Raw genomic sequence first — 16,903 nt, forward strand, 5'->3', positions numbered from 1 at the left:
GGTGGACAGGTTCCTCTTCGACGACTCTTTTGTCACCCAGCAGGTTGAGAGTTTCAAAGAAGAATTCGAAGAGAATATCTTGCTCTCCGAAGAGAGTCTCCTTGAGCTTGAGAAGAACCCAGCTTCCAGGGAATTTCTCCGGAACCTGATGCGAAGCTTCCACAGCATTAAGGGAGGTTCCCGGGTCCTCCTCTCGCTCCTGCAGGAGGCAGAGCTCAAAGAGGTGGTGAAGAAAATCGAAGAGGTGTCTCATCTCCTTGAAGAAGTTGTGCAGCAGGTAGAGGGAGAGGAAGCGGAGCCGGGCCAGGGATTTTTCGATTTCCTCTACAGGGGCATAGATATTCTGAGGTCTCTCCGGGAAGGTCTTTCTGGGGGGTCCCGGGAGGGCACCGATCAGCTCATCGAGAACCTCCGGAGAGAAGCTTTCGCTCTGAGAGGTCAGGAAACTACTCATCTCCCGGTTCAGGAGAACACCCAGAGCGTAGGGGCCGGTAACCGTGCCCTTAGGGATTTTGGCGTTCAATTTCTTGAGCTCTTCAGGTACTGTCTGCGGAGCGAAAACCCGAACTGGAAGTTGCTGGAGCAGAATGCCCTCTTTTTGGAAAAAGGGTGCGAAGGAGAGAATCTTCAAGGTCTGAAAACCCTCCTTGGAGAGGTTCGAACCGCCTGCCGGGAAGGCAATCGGGAAGGGCTTGAAAGGGTGTACCAGAAACTCTGTCAGGAGTTTGAGGGGGTCAGTGCCTCTTCGGAGAGAGGGCTCCTCCAGCCGGAGAGGAAAGAAAAGCCCCCGGTTTTCCAGGATTTCCATAAAATACGGGTGGATCAGGAAAAGATTGACACCCTTGTCAACCTTTCGGGAGAACTCCTTACCCTCCGGAACCGTTGTGGGTACCTCCTCCGGAAGGCGGAAGGACACCCTCTTATCCGGGAGTTCAAAGCTCTCTTTACTGAATTTAGCCACATTTTGACCAGTCTTCAGAACGTTGTTCTCTCGATGCGCATGGTTCCTCTCGGAGTGCTCTTTGACCGTTACCGGAGGATGGTGAGGGATTTAGCCAGGGAGCTGGGGAAGGAGGCTGAGCTCATCGTCGAGGGACGGGATACATCGGTTGACCGGGGCGTGGCCCAGATGCTGGTTGACCCCCTCACCCATCTTGTGAGGAATGCTGTCGACCATGGTATCGAGACTCCTGAAGAGCGGAAGAAAGCCGGAAAGCCGCCGGTCGGGAAAGTGATTTTGCGGGCCTTTCAGCAGGGTGGCAACGTAGTCGTTCAGGTCGAGGATGACGGCAGGGGCCTTGACCCGGATAGGATCCGGGCAAAGGCGGTAGAGAAGGGTTTTGCAAGCCCTGAAGAAGTTCTGAAGCTCAGTGATGAAGAAGTGGTCAATTTTGTGTTCCTTCCTGGGTTCAGCACTGCGGACAGAGTCAGCGAAATATCAGGACGCGGGATAGGCATGGATGTGGTGAAGGCGAACATCGAGAGCATTCGGGGAGAGGTGAAGCTTGCTTCACAGGCAAGCAAGGGAACCACAGTGGAACTGAAGATTCCCCTTTCTCTTTCTGTTGTTTCCGGCCTCGGTGTCCAGGTAGGGGGGGAAGAGTTTATTCTACCCCTTGAGAATGTGGAGGCCCTTTTAAAGGTTCCGCTTGAAGATGTCCATAACCATCATGGCGTTGCTTTTGTCAGGGTGCGGGGTGACGTCATACCGCTTCTTTTCCTCGGAAACCTTCTCCTGCCCGGTGCTTCCCGGGGAACTCCAGGGGACGCCATGGTCCCTCTGGTGCTTCTCCAGGTGAGTCGAGGGAAGTGCGCCCTGGCGGTAGATGGCTATACGGGGGAAGGAGAATTCCTTGTCAAGCCCCTTCCAAAGTGTGCTTCTGCCTGGGGGCTCTTTTCCGGAGCGACGATCCGGGGTGACGGAAAGACGATCCTTATCCTGAACCCGGAGCGCCTGGTGGAACTAACTCTTGGAGGATTGACGTTCGATGGCAAAGGTTCTCGTTTTTGCCAACCATAAGGGAGGGAGTGGGAAGACAACCACCTCAGTCCACACCGCCTTTGCCCTGGGAGACAGAGGATTCAGAGTTCTCCTCGTCGACCTGGATAGTCAGGCCCATGCCACTCTCTATGCGGGAATGTTGCCCTATAAGGTGAGTAGAGGAATTTTTGAAGCCCTCTGTGCTTTTGTCGAGGATGGAGTGGTTATGAAGGAAGTTATCCACAAGAGCTTTTGTTTCGACCTCCTTCCCTCCAGCGAGGAACTTGGCGGTTTCGAAGCAAAGTTTTCCTCGTTCCCCCGTCGGGAAGCCATAGTGAAGAATTTCCTTCTCGAGGTGGAGAAGGAGTATCATTTTGTCCTCATCGATACCCCTCCTTCTCTAGGGTTGCTCACCTTGAACGCTCTGGTGAGCGGTGACTTTCTCATCATCCCTGTAAAGGTCGACTTTCTCTCTCTTGCGGGACTGGCCCAGATGATGCGAACCCTCTACCGGGTCAATGCTTACTTTAACCCGGAGCTCCGTCTTCTGGGGGTGGTTCCAACGATGTATGACGGGAGGACGCGGGTGGCAAGGGAGGTTGTGCGACAGCTTCAGGAAAACTTCGGCAAAGAGAAGGTATTCCTTCCCATTCGCCAGGATGTGAGGCTCATGGAGTCCCCGAGTTTTGGACAGGTTGTCTTTCAGTATGCCCCCCACAGTCGAGGGGCTCAGGACTATCAGGCCTTTGTCGAGGAGGTACTGCAGAGGATAGGGGAAGATGGATAGGGGAAACGGGCGGAAGAGACCCCCTCTGGGGAGGGGATTGGCCGAGCTTTTTGGCGTCGACGAGGTTGAAGAAAAAGGTTCTCTCTTCGAAGAGGCAAAGAGACTCGAACAAGAGGGAAGGTTCATCGAGGCCTTTCACTACTACCTCCTCTCCTCAAGAAGAGAGGACCCCAGGATAGCAGCCAAAGCGCTGAACAATGCTTCCCTGATCCTCTACGAGCACTATGGGGAGAAGGGCCGGAAGTTTGCACTCCAGTACCTGGAAGAGGCTTTGGGCCTTGATCCTCAGAACCAGCTCATCCGGGAGAACTGGAATACTCTGCGGGGTGAGGGTGAGGCATGATTGTGGGCATAGACCTTGGGACCACCAATTCCCTTGTTGCCTGGATTACCAGAGAAGGAAGACCGGAGATTATTATCAACGAACGGGGGAGCCGTTTGACGCCCTCGGTGGTCTATTTCAAGAATGAGCGGCAAGTCATTGTTGGAGAGCTGGCCCGTTCCCAGATGCTCCTCTATCCCCAGCAGACAGTTGTGAGGGTAAAACGGAAAATGGGGACCCCCTTCCGCTACAGCATCTTCGGCCGGGAATACACACCTTCGGAGATATCGAGCCTTATCCTGCGGAAGTTGAAGAACTACGCTGAGGCATGCCTCGGGAGGGAGGTCGACCAGGCGGTTATCACGGTTCCTGCATACTTTGACGACAACCAGCGCCAGGCAACCATCCGGGCGGCACGTCTTGCGGGTATGACTCCGGTGAAGCTCCTCAACGAACCGACGGCGGCAGCCCTGGCCTACAACCTCCATGCTTCCGGGGAGAACAACCTCCTTGTCCTTGACTTTGGTGGTGGGACTTTTGATATTAGCCTGATGCATTTCTCTGAAGGTTTGTTTGAAGTAATGGCCACCGGAGGGAGTACAGAGCTTGGAGGAAGTGACGTCGACGATATCCTGGTGCGGTACGTTGTTGATGCAGTGAAAGAAGCCGAGGGGATCGATCTTTCACAGGACCCGGTAGCCCTGCAACAGGTCTATTTCCATGTCGAGAGGGCAAAGATCGACCTATCCACTGTTCAAGAGACAACCATCGTTATTCCCTATATCGCCCTCTCTGAGAGAGGTCCTGTGCATGTCCGTCTTCCCCTTTCTCGTGAAAGGATGAACAATCTCTGCGCCCAGATTTTTGAAAAGGTAGAAAGCCTCATTGAGGAGACTATTGAAAGAGCCCGCCTCACAAAGGATTGGGTGCAAACCATTGTTTTTGTAGGGGGATCCTCGCGAATCCCACGGTTCCGGGAGGTGGTACGGCGGCTCTTCCAGGGAATTCCTGTGACCTTCTGTGACAGCTTGAATCCTGACGAGGTGGTGGCACTGGGGGCAGCGATACAGGCAGGGATTATCGAGGGAAGGATTCGGGAAGTGGAACTCCGCGACATTCTTCCCCACTCCCTGGGGGTCCTCGATGACCAGGGAAACTTTGTACCTATCCTCAAAAGGGGAACGGTGTATCCAGCGGTTGCCTCGCGCCTTTTCACCAACACCCGTGACGACCAGGAGGAGGCTATCGTGGAGGTTCTTCAGGAGAGAGATGGAGGGAGGCTCATTTCCCTTGGGAATTTCTGTTTCCGTTCGGAGAGAAAGTGGAAGAAGGGAGAAGCAAATCTCGAAGTGGTTTTTCATCTTGACGAGAGCGGTGTTCTGAACGTTTCCGCGGTGGACCTCGATACGGGAAGGACGGAAGAAGCGACCATCACCGGTGGTCTTTGGGGAGATGGAGGAGGAATAGATTTCCCGGAGCGAAGAGGTCCGGGACTTGAAGTGCTTTAAAAAACTGGAAGGAGGTTCTCAATAATGGCGGTCAAGAAGCTCGCAGTGCCGGAATCGTATCGGGAGGAGAAGAAAACCGGGATTGCAGTGAAGGAGGAGCAGGAGAACGAACTCGCACTCCGTAGGGAAATGGCAAGGAAGAGAGCCGAGGAGAAAGCGAAAGCCAGGACACTCGCCAAGCGACAGGCCATGATCGAGAGGATTGCTTCTTCAGCTGCCCAGATGCTCTCTGCGGTGGAAGAGCTGAACTCTGCAGTTGAGGAATTGGGAAAGTCGATGGAGCAGATTGCTGCAGGAGCAGAGCAGGCTTCTTCGGCTGCTGATGAGAGCCGGGCAGCGGTGAACCAGATCAACGCAAGTGGTCAGAACATCCGCAAGCTCGTTTCAGAAATGGTTCAAAGAGTCGTTGCTGCCCAGAACCAAGCTGGTGTGGTGGCAAGTGGTTTGCGGAACCTTATCGAGAACATCCAAGAAGCCGCTTCGAGGAATCAGGAATCTGCTCAGCTTATCAAAAAGCTTGAGGACCAGTCGAATCGTATTGAGGAGATTGTCAAAGCGGTGGTGATGATTGCCGACCAGACGAACCTTCTTGCCCTGAATGCCGCCATTGAAGCGGCACGCGCTGAAGAGCATGGAAGCGGTTTCGCCGTGGTCGCGGATGAAGTAAGGAACCTGGCAGAAATCTCGGAAAACTCGGCGCGGCAAATAAGGGAAGTAGTGGGGGAGATCAAGAATGCAGTTCAGAAGGTGGTGGAAAACATTGCCACTATCGTCCAGGATTCAGAGAAACAGGTGGAACTTGGGAAAGAAGTGACCAGGGAGCTCGAGGACATAAGAGGGCGCTTCCAGGAGTTGGTGGAACACATGGCCAGTCTGGAAAGCGCTATAAAGGAAGCCGAGGTCATGAGTGGGGAATTTCTGAAAGTGGCGGAGAACGTTGCTGCAGCTTCCGAAGAACAGGCATCGGCAGCAGAGGAGGCCCGGAAAGCAGTGGCCGAACAGAGCAAAGCCCTTTCGGAGATTAACGTCGCTGCTCAGGAACTTGTGGAGGTTAGCGAAGAACTCAAGACGTCTACTGACACAACGAAGTCGGCTGAAGGAGTGGCAGCCATGTCTGAGGAACTCTCTGCGAATATTGAAGAAGCTTCCAGTGCTTCTGAAGAAATCGCCAAAGCCCTTCAGGAACTCTCCAGAGGAGCACAGCTTCTTTCTGAGTCCACGGAAAAAGGCGCAGAGATCAGCCGGAAGCTCACCGAAATGATGACCTCTTTCCAGAAGACGGTGGAAGAGGACCGAAAGCTTCTTCTTGAGCTCAAGGACCGTGTGGTCAAGAATCGCGAAACTTCCACCAGGATGATTGAGGGCATTCTCCAGTCCACCAGGCTCTACCGTGAGACGGCAGCAAACGTCGATGCTCTTGATGAGAGGGCTCGGCGTATCGATAAGATTGTGGACGTCATAGACAAAGTGACCATTCAGACGAATATGCTTGCAGTCAACGGATTCATCGAAGCTGCACGAGCCGGAGAATATGGCAAGGGCTTTTCAGTGGTTGCCAACGATATCCGGAATCTCGCCAATGAGTCCAGCCGCAATGTCGAAGAGATTAAGGATCTGGTGCGGGGTATCCAGCGGCAGGTGACCGTGGTGTCTGTGGATATCAACGAATCCGGTAGGAAGGCAGAAGAGGAAGCGCTGAGGTCCCGGGAGAGTACGAATGCCCTTGAGAACATTGCCCAGGTTATGGATGACCTGGTAGGTCGTTTCGACGTGATTGCCAGGGAAGTAGACCAGATTGTCTCTGCTCTTGAGGAAGCGCAGAAGGCTGTTGAACAGATTAACGCAGCTGCCCAGGAAGCCGCTTCAAGCATTGAGGAGGCCAGCAAGGCTGCTCAGGAACAGGCAAAGGGTATGGAAGAGCTGGCGAAAGCAATTGAAGAGATCGCAGCAGTGGCTGATGAGCTCCAGTCCGAGTGAGGGGGGAGAGGGGATGAAAGGCGGAAAGTACATAGCCTTCGAGATAGGCCAGGAAACCTACGCGGTTCCCGTAGGGACCGTGCGGGAGATTGTCAGGGTACCTGAGCTCACTCGGGTACCCCTTGCCCCCCTATATGTGGAGGGTGTGGCGAACCTCCGCGGAGAGATACTCCCGGTAGTAAGCCTTCGAAAGAGGCTTGGTCTTGAAGCGAAGCCCCTTGATGAACTCTCTCGGGTGGTGGTCTTTGAGAAAGACGGAGAAATTGTAGGAGCAATCGTTGACCGGATGGCCGAAGCAATAGTGCTCGAGGAAGGGAACATCGAGAGAAGGGAAGGTATTGGGGCCGAGGGTGACTTCCTCGAGGGTGTTGCGAAAGCCGGAGATGGAAAGAAACTCTACCTCCTTTTCAACGTAGACAAGCTTTTCGAATGGGAGAACCAGGAAAAGCAGGAGAGAAAGGGAAAGATGCTGAGCTTCGAGGCCGGAGAAGAAGCGGGAAGGAAAGAAGCGGTGACCGAAAGCCAGCTTGTGAGCTTTAAGCTGGGCAACAGTGTCTACGCTATCGACATCAGAGATATCCAGGAGGTTATCCGTTACACCCAGCCAACCGAAATCCCCAACGTTCCTTTCTATGTTCGGGGAATCATTCAGCGGAGGGATGGAATCCTTCCTGTTGTCGACCTGCGCCTGAAGATGGGAATGGAAGCTTCCGCAATCGACGAGTTCACCAAAGTCGTTGTGGTAGAGACTTCTCGGGCCAGAGTAGGCTTTGTTGTCGACTGCATTCACAAGGTCCTGAGAGTGGTGGAGAGCGAAATTAAATCTCCTCCGGAGCTTCTGGAGCAACAGCTTGGTGGAGAACTCAAGGGCATTGTTGAAGTGGATGGGGAAATGGTCTTGCTCCTGAACTCGCAGAAGCTGGTGAGTGAGGAGGTTACCCTTCTTGGGGAAGAAGCCGGCAGAAGCGAAAGAGAGGGAGAAGTGGTGGAGACAAGGGGCAAAGAAAACCAGTACGTTGTCTTTGCCTTGGGGGATGAGCTCTTTGGGGTTCCCATTGAACAAATTCAGGAAATTAATCGACTTCCTGAGGTCACCAGGGTTCCCCATACTGCCTCTTTCGTCGAAGGAGTTGTAAACCTAAGAGGAGAGGTCATCCCTGTCATTGACCTACGCAAGAGGTTTGGCCTTCCCCCTCGAGGGTACGACGAATTCACAAGAATCGTCGTGGCAGATATTGGGGGGCAGAAAACCGGCTTTATCGTGGATGCCGTAAAGGAAGTGGGAAAGTATCCGGAGAAGGACATCGCCTCGTCGCCCGGTATCCTGGGGAACAAGGCCAGCCGCTTTGTGAAGGGCCTTGTGAAACTTTCGGAACAGAAGATGATCCTCCTTCTTGACCTTGGCGCGGTACTTGCCGAGGAGGAAAAAGAAGAGCTTGAGAAGGTGAGGAAGGATAGCAAGGTGAAAGACGGTGGCAAGGAAGGTTCTCAAAAGAAGCTTCGTCGTGCAGAGTGAAACTCTATGAGGAAGAAAAGGGTGCTTGTTTGCGATGACTCTGCACTGATGCGAAGGTTGCTGCGAGAAATCATCGAGTCCGACCCGTCCTTTGAGGTGGTGGACACGGCTCGAGACGGGGAGGAAGCAGTGCTTAAAGCACGCCAGCTCCGTCCAGACGTAGTCACAATGGACGTCAACATGCCCCGCATGGATGGTCTCACGGCCCTGCAAATCATTGTCGAAGAGGAGATCTGCCCGGTAATAATGGTTTCCTCTCTGACCCAGGATGGTGCAGTGGCGACCTTTCAGGCCCTGGAGCTTGGGGCCTTTGATTACGTGGCAAAGCCTGGGGGAACAATCTCAAGAGACATAGGAGTTGTCAGAGACGAACTCATTGCAAAGCTTAGGGCAGCAACAAAAGTTAATGTCCGGCGTCTGGCTACAAGAGTCACGAAGGTCTCCACAGTCTCTCTGGGAAAACAACTCCCCGGAGAGACTGTGGGGGATTTCTTTGCCGTGGCGATTGGAATTTCCACCGGTGGTCCCAAGACTATCTATGAGGTACTGCCTCCTCTCCCGCAGAACCTCAACGCTGCGGTATTCCTCGTTCAGCACATGCCTCCGGAGTTTACCCGCCAGTATGCTGAGCGGCTTGATAAGTATTGCAGGCTTAAAGTGGTTGAGGCTGAGGATGGCATGCTCGTTCAACCCGGTGTTGTTTATGTCGGAAAGGGGGGATATCATCTGAAACTTAAAAAGAGGGGTAAAGACTTGAGAATTTTTCTCTCTACCCTGCCCCCCTGCATGTTCATGCCCTCTGTAGACGTTATGATGGAGTCGGTCCTTGAGCACTTCGGCCCAAAGACCGTAGGGGTCCTTATGACCGGGATGGGAAGCGACGGGGCCGAAGCCATGAGAAAAATCCACGAGGCTGGCGGATACACCATTGCCGAGTCCGAGGAGACCGCCATTGTCTTCGGGATGCCTCAGGAAGCCATCAGGAGAGGGGGTGCCAAGAAAGTCCTCCCTTCCCACGACATTGCTCGCGAGATTATCCGGGTCGTGGGCCTGCGGTCAGAATGATTTTTTCTGTTCTTGCGTTGACACAATTCTTAAGGAGTGCTACCATGCTTTTGGGTTTGCGCAAACCCTGAATCTTCTTTTTAGGAGGTTTCAGTTTCAATGCCAACCGGTAAGGTGAAGTGGTTCAGCGCGACGAAAGGGTATGGGTTCATCGAGTCTGATGAAGGTGGAGACGTTTTCGTGCACTACACAGCTATTGAGGGAAGTGGCTTCAAGACCCTGGAACAGGGACAGGCAGTGGAATTCGAAGTCCAGCAGGGCACAAAGGGTCCTCAGGCAGTGCGGGTGAGAAAACTCTGAGTCCTCGAAAAGAGGAGCCCCGGCGCATGCCGGGGCTTTTTTGTTTTTCGTTTCAGCTTGCTGTTTCCTCCTGGATGAGGTGGTTCACGAGGAGGGGTTGGTGGAAATAGGCTTCGGTCACATAGCGGCGCATCATACGGTGGGCGTTGAAGTACGGGGCAACCTTCCCAATGGCGTTTTTCATGAGCTGCCGCCAGTGGTCTTTCTGTGCGTAGTACAGGGGAATGATGAGGTATTCTAACTTGTTGTAGAAGTCATCCACTTCTTCCTCAAGGAGTTCCTGGGGAGTTTTTCCTGCCTCGCTCTCTGGTCCTATGGACCAGCCCGTGACTCCCTCAACGTGTCCCTCAATCCACCATCCATCGAGAACACTGAAGTGGAGCACGCCATTGTGGGCAGCTTTCATGCCGCTTGTTCCTGAAGCCTCAAGGGGCCGCATGGGGGTGTTGAGCCACACATCAACTCCCGCCACCATTTTTTTGGCGATGTCAAGGTCGTAGTTCTCGAGAAAGGCGATTTTGATGTCCGCAGCAAGTTCCCGGGAAAGACGAATGATTTCCTGAATGCACCGTTTCCCCTCCCAGTCCTGAGGGTGGGCTTTCCCGGCAAAAATAATCTGGAACGGCCCTTTTCGTTTGATCCTTCGAAGACGTGTGAGGTCGGAAAAAATGAAGAGCGGTCGTTTGTAAGCCGTCATCCGCCGGGCAAAACCGATAGTCAGGACATGTTCGTCCATTTCGACACCGGTTTTTTCTTTCACGAACTGAAGGAGTTTCCGCTTTTCCTCCTGATGTGCTCTCCAGATTTCCTCGTCAGGAATGATGTCCGCCCGGGAGAGAAAACTCGGCTCATATGCCCAGCCGGGGATGTACCGGTCAAAGAGTGCACGAAAGCTCTCGCTCGTCCAGGCGAAACTGTGGACACCGTTGGTGATGGAGTGGATGGCGTACCCGGGGAACATGTGACGGGAGACCTCGCTGTGGCGACGGGCAACCCCATTTACATAACCACTGAGGTTGAGGGCAAGAAGAGTCATGTTGAGATGGTCCTCTCCTCCGTACTTCTGGAGTACAGAGAAAGGAACAAGCTCTTCGAGGACTTCCCGAACAAGGTCGTAGGCGAATTTGTCGTGTCCTGCTTCCACAGGGGTGTGGGTGGTGAAGACGCAGCGGGCTCGCACGAACTCCGGGTCAAATTGGGGACTGTGTCGGAGGAGTTCCAGTGTGATGAGGGCTGCATGACCCTCGTTGATGTGGTACTTCCGTACCTCAAATCCTAAGGCTTTGAGCATGCGGGCTCCTCCGATACCAAGGACAATCTCCTGTTTCAGCCGGTATCGTCGATCGCCACCGTAGAGAAAGTCCGTGATGGTCCGGTCCTCAGGGTTGTTCTCCGGAAGGTCCGTGTCAAGGAAGATGACTGGAACAATGCTTCCGATGAAGCTTCGCCAGAAGTACACCCAGGCTCCTACCGTAACCTTTCGGCCCTCTATGGTGACCGTGACCTTTTGGGGAAGGGGAGTGAGGATTTTTTCCACGTCCCATTCCATCGGATGCTCGACCTGCCACCCCTCGGGGGTAATTTCCTGCCGGAAGTATCCCTTGCGGCTCACAAGGGTTACCGCCACAAAGGGCAAAGAGAGATCAGCCGCAGACCGTACTGTATCTCCGGCAAGAATACCAAGGCCACCACTGTAGGTTGGGATGTCGTTGAAAAGGGCGATTTCCATCGAGAGATAGGCAATGACTGGCTCTCTCTTGAGGCTTTCCAGAATCTCCATGAGGTGTCCTCCTTCCTCACCTTCCTGTTGATCCAAGGCCCCGTTCTCCTCTCTGGGTGGGGGAAAGGGTGGAGGCCTCAACGATCCGTACTCTTGGAACTTCCCGGAGGGCTCCCTGAGCGATGCGGTCTCCCTGGCAAATGCGATATGGAGCAGTGCCAAAGTTAAAAAGACGCACAACCCAGCTTCCCCGGTACCCGGCATCAATGGTCCCCGGATGGATCATAATACCATGGCGGATTCCCATGCCACTTCGGGGACGGATGACGACTTCATAACCTGGGGGAAACTCGGAAGCGATTTCAAGGTCGACAACTGCGCTTTCTCCTGGAGGGATGGTAAGGTCGCAGGGACTGAAAAGGTCAAAGCAGGCATCATCCTCGTAGGCGAATCGAGGAAGGCGTGCTCGTTCTGTAAGCCGCTTGAATCGTATGACGATCTCTTTCCTCATGTGCCCCGGTCCTCTGGTAATATTATACCGGAGGGGAGGGGAGATGGAGAGGAAAGTCCTGGCACAGCGTGTTTTTCTTGTGGCTTTCGCCTGCCTGGCAGGAGAAATGGTCCTTTTCCGGCTTTTTGCCTTCCTTTTTGGACACCATTTCGTTTCGCTTCCTGTGGCTTTAGCCACCCTGGGATACGGAGCATCGGGAACCCTTTCTCCTCTCATTTCAGAGCGCTTCCGGCGTTTTGTCTTTTCTCTTTTTGGGCTTTCCCTCCTTGCCTCTATTGCGGTCTTTCTCTTTCTTCCCCTTGACGTATACCAGTTCTTTGTGCACCCACTGCAGTGGGTGTATCTTGGGGGACTTCTTTTCGTTGTCTTCTTCCCCTTTTTCTTCCACGGCCTGCTTCAGGTTAATGCTTTTGAGCTTTTCCCGGAATTTTTTCCTTCCTTCTACGCCTTGAATTTCGTCGGGTCTGCACTTGGAGTAGGTGGGGCCTTCCTGCTCCTTTTTGTACTTGACGAGCTCCGTGTGCTTTTTGCGTTGCTCGTCCTCCTTATCTTTGCAGGAAACCAGGGGAAGAGGAGGCTTTTCGCTTTGTGTTTTCTTCCCTTTCTGTTTCTTCCCCTGCAGCCTTTCCTTTCCCCCTACGCTCCTTCCCGGGCGATCACTGCTTTGCCCGACACTTATCTCCTTGGGGTTTACCGGAATCCTGCAGAGTATCTCGAGGTATTTGCTTCTCCTCATGCACGTTCCGGTTTGGGGCTGAGCCCGCTTTTTCAGGGGCTTCCTCCCGAGAGTTTCGTCCTGATACACGATCGCGTAACCACCACGTATTTCCCTCAGAGGGTGAACTCCGCCTTTCTCGAGCACCTCCTCATATTCCTTCCCTTTCAGGCGTTTCGGCCGGATCGCGTCCTGGTGGTGGAAGAGCGGGATGGGCTTGCAGTGTATGCCGCCCATGCAGCAGGGGTACAGGCCATTGACTTTGTTACGAAATCCTCTCTGTTTTTCACCTTTCTCAAGGAGCATGTTCCTTTCTTTCCTGCCCGTGTTCATGTGGGTTTTCCCCGAAAGTTCATTGCTGCAAGGCGTGCTTTCTGGGACATGGTGGTTCTTCGGGTTCCTGTGGGAAGGGCCACGGTGTTTCCAGGAGGGTTCTCTTTCGAGGAGGATTTTCTTCTGACCATTGAAGGAGTCAAGAATCTATTTCAGGCTCTGGATGCCCGGGGAATTGCGGTTTTCTCCCTTTTCCTCCAGAATCCTCCTTCTGTTCTTCCCAAACTCGTTCTTCTTTTAAGAGAGGTCCTGGGGGAAGAAGAGCTGCGGGAACGCCTCCTTGTGGTGAAGAGTCTTGACTTTGCTCTCCTTCTTGTGAAAAAGACCCCCTGGACCCAGGATGACCTTGAAAGCATCTTTTCCCTGGTTCGAGAGTACGCTTTCGACCTCGTATACGGCCCGTGGGGGGAGGAAGAAATGGAGAGGGTGTTCCAGACTGGAAAGCGGTATTACCGTGCCGTATGCACGGCTTTAGAAGGGAAGGGTAACGAGCTCTTTGACCTTCGGCCTCCCCGAGACGGCCGGCCGTATTTCGGGAATTTCCTGCGTCTTTCAGCTCTTGGGGAAGCCTTGAAAGAGGTGGGAAAGCGCTGGCTCCCCTTTGGAGGAGCAGGGTTTCTCGTTGTCCTCTTTACACTCGCTGTGATGGGTGGATTCTCGGGGTTTTTCATCCTCCTTCCCTGTTTTTTAAGGAGACGCCCACCCTCCAAGTACCGGTTTCGGTTTTCCCTGGGAGGAGTGCTCACGGGTGCGGGCTTCATGTTTGTGGAAATTCCTCTCATCGTTTACCTCCACATGCTTCTGGGATTCCCTCTGTACGCCTTTTCCCTTCTTCTTGGCGTGCTCCTTCTCTTTTCCGGTCTTGGAAGCTTTTTCGTCTTTTGCAGAGGGACGGCTTTTCCTCGATTCCTCCTTTTGAGCCATGCTGTTGTTCTTCTCGGGTGTTTCCTTGGTCTTTTTGGTCTTCGGGAGACATTACTCGGTTTCTCGTCCCTGGGGAGTCTCTGTGTCGTGTTGTCGATTCTTGCCCTTGTGGGGTGGTTCCTCGGCTTCCCCTTTCCTCTCCTTTCCCAGAGCATCCGGCGCACTGCGCCTTACCTTTTTGGAGAAGTCTTTGCCTGGAACGGTTTTTTCTCGGTATTTTCCTCCCTCCTCGCCCACCTTGTTTCGCTTTTCTGGGGGCTCTGGATAGCCCTGTTTTTTGCCGTTCTTGCCTATCTGGTTTTTTCCCTGTTACTCTATCCTTTTTTCCCTGGTGAGGGGAACAAAGCGAACCGCTCCTAAGTCCTCAGTGACGATGCCATCCTTGCGTTTTTCCACAACAAGGAGGCTTTGAATGCTCCAGGGTGGGCCGACAGGGATAACCATCCTCCCGCCCTCTTTGAGCTGCTGAAGGAGCGGGGGAGGGAGATGGTCCACGGCGCAGGTGACGATGATGCCATCAAAGGGGGCCTTTTCCTCCCAGCCGAGATATCCATCGCCCCAGAGAACCGAAACGTTCCTGTACCCAAGCCGAAAAAGGCGTTCCCGTGCCTCGTCAGCCAGGGCTTTGATGATTTCCACCGTATAAACCTCGCACCCCATTTCGCTGAGGATTGCTGCCTGGTACCCGGAGCCAGTGCCCACCTCAAGGATTCTCTCACCTGGCTGTGCTCTGAGGCTTTCGGTCATGAGGGCCACAATGTAAGGCTGGGAGATGGTTTGCCCGTGCCCGATGGGAAGCGGGGTGTCTTCGTAGGCCAGCTTCTCCAGTTCTTTGGGGACGAAGAGGTGGCGAGGAACACGGCGCAGGGCTTCAATGACCCGGGGGTCAGTAATACCTCGGGCGATGACGTCTTGTTCAAGCATTCTCTCCCGCGCCTGAGCGAAGGGGTCTTCCTGGGAGAAGGCAGGGAGGGCAAAAAGGGTAAGGAAGAAAAGGCAGAGAAATTTTTTCACTTCCTCATCTCCTTTCCTAAAGCGTGGTAGAATAAGACCATGATGCAGGAGTTGCTTTTTCACAGTCCAACATACGGAGTACTGGACTTTGAGGCCGTTGTTTCTTCTCTCTTCGAATTCATCCGAGAAGAACCGGAGCGCCAGTACCGGATTATCATTGGTACCGATTCGAAGGACGTTCAGGAAACTCCTCCTGTTCGAGCATTCGTCACTGCCCTCATTGTCCACCGGGTGGGTTTTGGAGGGCGGTACTTCTGGAGGAGAGTGTATCTGAAAGACGTGCGAACCATTCGTGACATTATCTACCACGAAGCTTACCTCTCGCTCCAGGTGTCTCAGAGGCTTGTGGATTTCCTTCACCGTTTCCCCGGAAACCACCTTTCAAACTACAATGTGGAAATCCACATCGACGTTGGTCAGAACGGTCCTACCCGGAATCTGATTCGTGAGGTTGTGGGCATGATTGAGAGCATGGGTTTTGTGGCCAAAGTCAAACCCGAGTCCTTTGGCGCCTCTCATATTGCCCACCGTCACACATAAAGCTTCCTTCCTTGAGGGCTTCTTCCACCAGGGGCTGGATGTTTTCGGCAATGCTCTCCTCGGTGTCTTCGCAGGCGACGCCCCTGAACAGGAACCAGTCTTCTCGATGCTCCACTGTTTCCCCAGGCTCAAGACGGACAAGAGGTCCCAGGGTTTCGAGTTCAAGGAATCGGTGGTCTGTGTATGTTTCAAAGGAGGAGCCCATGTCGGGGTAGGGGGCGCCCCGGAGGTACGGTGCGTATTTGACGAAGAGGTACCCCTCGAGGAAATATGCTCCCCACCCGAGCCGGTTGCCAAAGCCTGCTTTTTGTGGAGAGGTCTTTTCGGGATCCTGTCGCAGGGTGACGTATCTTTTTCCCCAGAGCCAGCGGGGGTCGGACATATCGGTATACCCCCAGAGGGCCAGTGACCGTACAGGCAGAAGGTTTTCTGACCAGCTCTGATAGGGTTCCTGAGGGATGATGGCTATTCCTCCCCGTTCCATGACCGAAAGAGCCCAGGGGGCAAGTTCCACAGGCCAGACTCCTCGATTGGTAAGGCGGTGTATGACCGTGAGGTGGTTCCCCTCGTCATCCATGACCACCTCGATTTCCTTTTCAATCCCAGTGAGCGCTTCAACCCTTTGGGTGAAGATTCCTCCCCGCTCCTTAGGGGTGAAAGCGACTGGGTCATTGTCAGGAGAATACGAGCGAGGGCGAGCTTCCGGGGCGTGCCAGAGACGATGTCCTCCGAAAAGGTGCCATTCGTTCCCTCCACAAATTCCGCACTCCTCTTCAAAAACCCTGAAGAGATTCTTTTCGTTGACAAAACGAAGTACGAGAATTCGGGGACCGACATCTGTAGTGACCACAACCTCCACGGTGCCATTAGTGATGCGGATGTTGTTATTCCATCCCCAGAGAGCAACACGTTCTATGGTGACCATAGGCTGTCCTCCTTTCCAGAACAACTATAGCCATTGTGCCCCCTGTGGGGCAAGTCTTCTGGAGAATTTCTTTTCTCTTTCCTTCTGGTCTTGACTGGAAGGGGAAGCCCTGAAATAATTCTTACTGGAATTATCATCATAGTAGGAAATGGAGTGAGAAGAGTGGGACGTCGCGTTTTCTGGATTCTTGCCGGAATCGCGGTTTTTGCAGGGATATATACGTTTTTCTCCCTTTCCCGGCCTCATCTTGAGAAAGATTTCTCCCTTTACGACCTCAACAATCGCCGTATTCGTCTGAGCCGTTTTTCCGGTCGTCCTCTTATTGTGTATTTCTTTTCTCCTCGCTGTAAGGACTGCAAAGAGGAAGTTCCCCTCCTCAACGAGCTCTATGAGGCTTACAGGAAAGAAGGTCTTGTCATCGTCGGTGTTGGTGTCAAGTACCCTGAGGAAGTACGCGAGTTCGCCGAGCGCCAGGGCATCCGGTATCCTGTGGTGGTGGATCAGGATCTCTCCGTAAGCAGGGACTTTGGGGTCTTTTTCCTTCCTCACCTGGTTTTCTTCAACCGGCAGGGGAAAATTGTTTCCACAGCGGTAGGGAAGGTCTCTCCTGAAAAGCTTAGGGAATATCTTGAATCCATTCTTTGAGGCTGAGACAAAAACAGTTGTTTCTCTTCCTCTCGGAAGCTTCCCTCACTTTTGGAAAATTTTTTATAAGACCTCGTTGACTTCTGGAAATTTTTCTCCTATTATTTTCAGTGTGAACCC

Annotated in this window: 15 protein-coding genes; 11 read left to right on the top strand and 4 right to left on the bottom strand. The window is 53.4% G+C overall.

Annotated features, from left to right (window positions below):
- The first annotated feature begins 1 nt into the window (after nucleotide 1).
- The 8 genes from ACP6EK_RS07170 (at nucleotide 2) to ACP6EK_RS07205 (ending at nucleotide 9,456) form a co-directional block, all read left to right on the top strand.
- Entirely contained in the window at nucleotides 2-2,020 is a 2,019-nt protein-coding gene (locus ACP6EK_RS07170) for a chemotaxis protein CheA (protein WP_438314647.1), read from the top strand.
- Entirely contained in the window at nucleotides 1,989-2,768 is a 780-nt protein-coding gene (locus ACP6EK_RS07175; protein WP_438314649.1) for a ParA family protein, read from the top strand. The genes ACP6EK_RS07170 and ACP6EK_RS07175 overlap by 32 nt, the downstream gene beginning before the upstream one ends.
- Nucleotides 2,761-3,111, top strand: coding sequence for a hypothetical protein (locus ACP6EK_RS07180; protein WP_438314652.1), 351 nt, complete (start codon nucleotides 2,761-2,763; stop codon nucleotides 3,109-3,111). Before ACP6EK_RS07175 ends, ACP6EK_RS07180 begins: the two co-directional genes overlap by 8 nt.
- Nucleotides 3,108-4,598 carry an Hsp70 family protein gene (locus ACP6EK_RS07185; RefSeq protein ID WP_438314655.1) on the top strand — a complete coding sequence of 497 codons (1,491 nt, stop codon included), beginning with the start codon at nucleotides 3,108-3,110 and terminating at the stop codon, nucleotides 4,596-4,598. Before ACP6EK_RS07180 ends, ACP6EK_RS07185 begins: the two co-directional genes overlap by 4 nt.
- A gap of 24 nt (nucleotides 4,599-4,622) precedes the next feature.
- Nucleotides 4,623-6,575 carry a methyl-accepting chemotaxis protein gene (locus tag ACP6EK_RS07190; protein WP_438314658.1) on the top strand — a complete coding sequence of 651 codons (1,953 nt, stop codon included), beginning with the start codon at nucleotides 4,623-4,625 and terminating at the stop codon, nucleotides 6,573-6,575.
- 13 nt (nucleotides 6,576-6,588) lie between these two features.
- A complete protein-coding gene (locus ACP6EK_RS07195; protein WP_438314661.1) occupies nucleotides 6,589-8,091 on the top strand; it encodes a chemotaxis protein CheW in 1,503 nt (500 codons plus the stop codon).
- A gap of 6 nt (nucleotides 8,092-8,097) precedes the next feature.
- Nucleotides 8,098-9,156 (top strand): protein-glutamate methylesterase/protein-glutamine glutaminase, encoded by a 1,059-nt coding sequence (locus tag ACP6EK_RS07200; protein WP_438314664.1) that lies wholly within the window; start codon nucleotides 8,098-8,100, stop codon nucleotides 9,154-9,156.
- Nucleotides 9,157-9,255: 99 nt separating this feature from the next.
- A complete protein-coding gene (locus ACP6EK_RS07205) occupies nucleotides 9,256-9,456 on the top strand; it encodes a cold shock domain-containing protein (protein WP_017873240.1) in 201 nt (66 codons plus the stop codon).
- Nucleotides 9,457-9,508: 52 nt separating this feature from the next.
- Here the strand turns inward: ACP6EK_RS07205 and glgP are convergent, their stop codons facing one another.
- Nucleotides 9,509-11,236: an alpha-glucan family phosphorylase gene (gene glgP / locus ACP6EK_RS07210; RefSeq protein WP_438314668.1), complete on the bottom strand. Its 1,728-nt coding sequence runs from the start codon at nucleotides 11,234-11,236 to the stop codon at nucleotides 9,509-9,511.
- A 16-nt stretch (nucleotides 11,237-11,252) separates the two neighbouring features.
- A complete protein-coding gene (gene dut, locus ACP6EK_RS07215; protein ID WP_438314671.1) occupies nucleotides 11,253-11,687 on the bottom strand; it encodes a dUTP diphosphatase in 435 nt (144 codons plus the stop codon).
- A 43-nt stretch (nucleotides 11,688-11,730) separates the two neighbouring features.
- Here dut and ACP6EK_RS07220 point away from each other — a divergent pair, with 43 nt between their 5' ends.
- Nucleotides 11,731-14,019, top strand: coding sequence for a hypothetical protein (locus ACP6EK_RS07220; RefSeq protein WP_438314674.1), 2,289 nt, complete (start codon nucleotides 11,731-11,733; stop codon nucleotides 14,017-14,019).
- Here ACP6EK_RS07220 and ACP6EK_RS07225 read toward each other — a convergent pair.
- A complete protein-coding gene (locus ACP6EK_RS07225) occupies nucleotides 13,969-14,673 on the bottom strand; it encodes a protein-L-isoaspartate(D-aspartate) O-methyltransferase (protein ID WP_438314677.1) in 705 nt (234 codons plus the stop codon). The two genes, ACP6EK_RS07220 and ACP6EK_RS07225, sit on opposite strands and share 51 nt — an antisense overlap.
- A 39-nt stretch (nucleotides 14,674-14,712) precedes the next feature.
- Between ACP6EK_RS07225 and ACP6EK_RS07230 the strand changes: the two genes are divergently transcribed.
- Nucleotides 14,713-15,213, top strand: coding sequence for a ribonuclease H-like YkuK family protein (locus ACP6EK_RS07230; protein ID WP_017889800.1), 501 nt, complete (start codon nucleotides 14,713-14,715; stop codon nucleotides 15,211-15,213).
- Here the strand turns inward: ACP6EK_RS07230 and ACP6EK_RS07235 are convergent.
- Nucleotides 15,164-16,138 (bottom strand): hypothetical protein, encoded by a 975-nt coding sequence (locus ACP6EK_RS07235; RefSeq protein WP_438314680.1) that lies wholly within the window; start codon nucleotides 16,136-16,138, stop codon nucleotides 15,164-15,166. The two genes, ACP6EK_RS07230 and ACP6EK_RS07235, sit on opposite strands and share 50 nt — an antisense overlap.
- Nucleotides 16,139-16,300: 162 nt before the next feature.
- Between ACP6EK_RS07235 and ACP6EK_RS07240 the strand changes: the two genes are divergently transcribed.
- Nucleotides 16,301-16,783, top strand: coding sequence for a TlpA family protein disulfide reductase (locus ACP6EK_RS07240; protein ID WP_438314683.1), 483 nt, complete (start codon nucleotides 16,301-16,303; stop codon nucleotides 16,781-16,783).
- The last annotated feature ends 120 nt before the right edge of the window (nucleotides 16,784-16,903 follow it).

The organism is Candidatus Caldatribacterium sp. SIUC1 (assembly GCF_051549785.1).
Classification (GTDB): domain Bacteria; phylum Atribacterota; class Atribacteria; order Atribacterales; family Caldatribacteriaceae; genus Caldatribacterium.

Coding starts and splice junctions, on each gene's coding strand:
- ACP6EK_RS07190 (WP_438314658.1), top strand. CDS start 4,623: ATGGCGGTCAAGAAGCTCGCAGTGCCGGAATCGTATCGGGAGGAGAAG.
- glgP (WP_438314668.1), bottom strand. CDS start 11,236: ATGGAGATTCTGGAAAGCCTCAAGAGAGAGCCAGTCATTGCCTATCTC.
- ACP6EK_RS07185 (WP_438314655.1), top strand. CDS start 3,108: ATGATTGTGGGCATAGACCTTGGGACCACCAATTCCCTTGTTGCCTGG.
- ACP6EK_RS07180 (WP_438314652.1), top strand. CDS start 2,761: ATGGATAGGGGAAACGGGCGGAAGAGACCCCCTCTGGGGAGGGGATTG.
- ACP6EK_RS07175 (WP_438314649.1), top strand. CDS start 1,989: ATGGCAAAGGTTCTCGTTTTTGCCAACCATAAGGGAGGGAGTGGGAAG.
- ACP6EK_RS07235 (WP_438314680.1), bottom strand. CDS start 16,138: ATGGTCACCATAGAACGTGTTGCTCTCTGGGGATGGAATAACAACATC.
- ACP6EK_RS07230 (WP_017889800.1), top strand. CDS start 14,713: ATGATGCAGGAGTTGCTTTTTCACAGTCCAACATACGGAGTACTGGAC.
- ACP6EK_RS07200 (WP_438314664.1), top strand. CDS start 8,098: ATGAGGAAGAAAAGGGTGCTTGTTTGCGATGACTCTGCACTGATGCGA.
- dut (WP_438314671.1), bottom strand. CDS start 11,687: ATGAGGAAAGAGATCGTCATACGATTCAAGCGGCTTACAGAACGAGCA.
- ACP6EK_RS07195 (WP_438314661.1), top strand. CDS start 6,589: ATGAAAGGCGGAAAGTACATAGCCTTCGAGATAGGCCAGGAAACCTAC.
- ACP6EK_RS07220 (WP_438314674.1), top strand. CDS start 11,731: ATGGAGAGGAAAGTCCTGGCACAGCGTGTTTTTCTTGTGGCTTTCGCC.
- ACP6EK_RS07205 (WP_017873240.1), top strand. CDS start 9,256: ATGCCAACCGGTAAGGTGAAGTGGTTCAGCGCGACGAAAGGGTATGGG.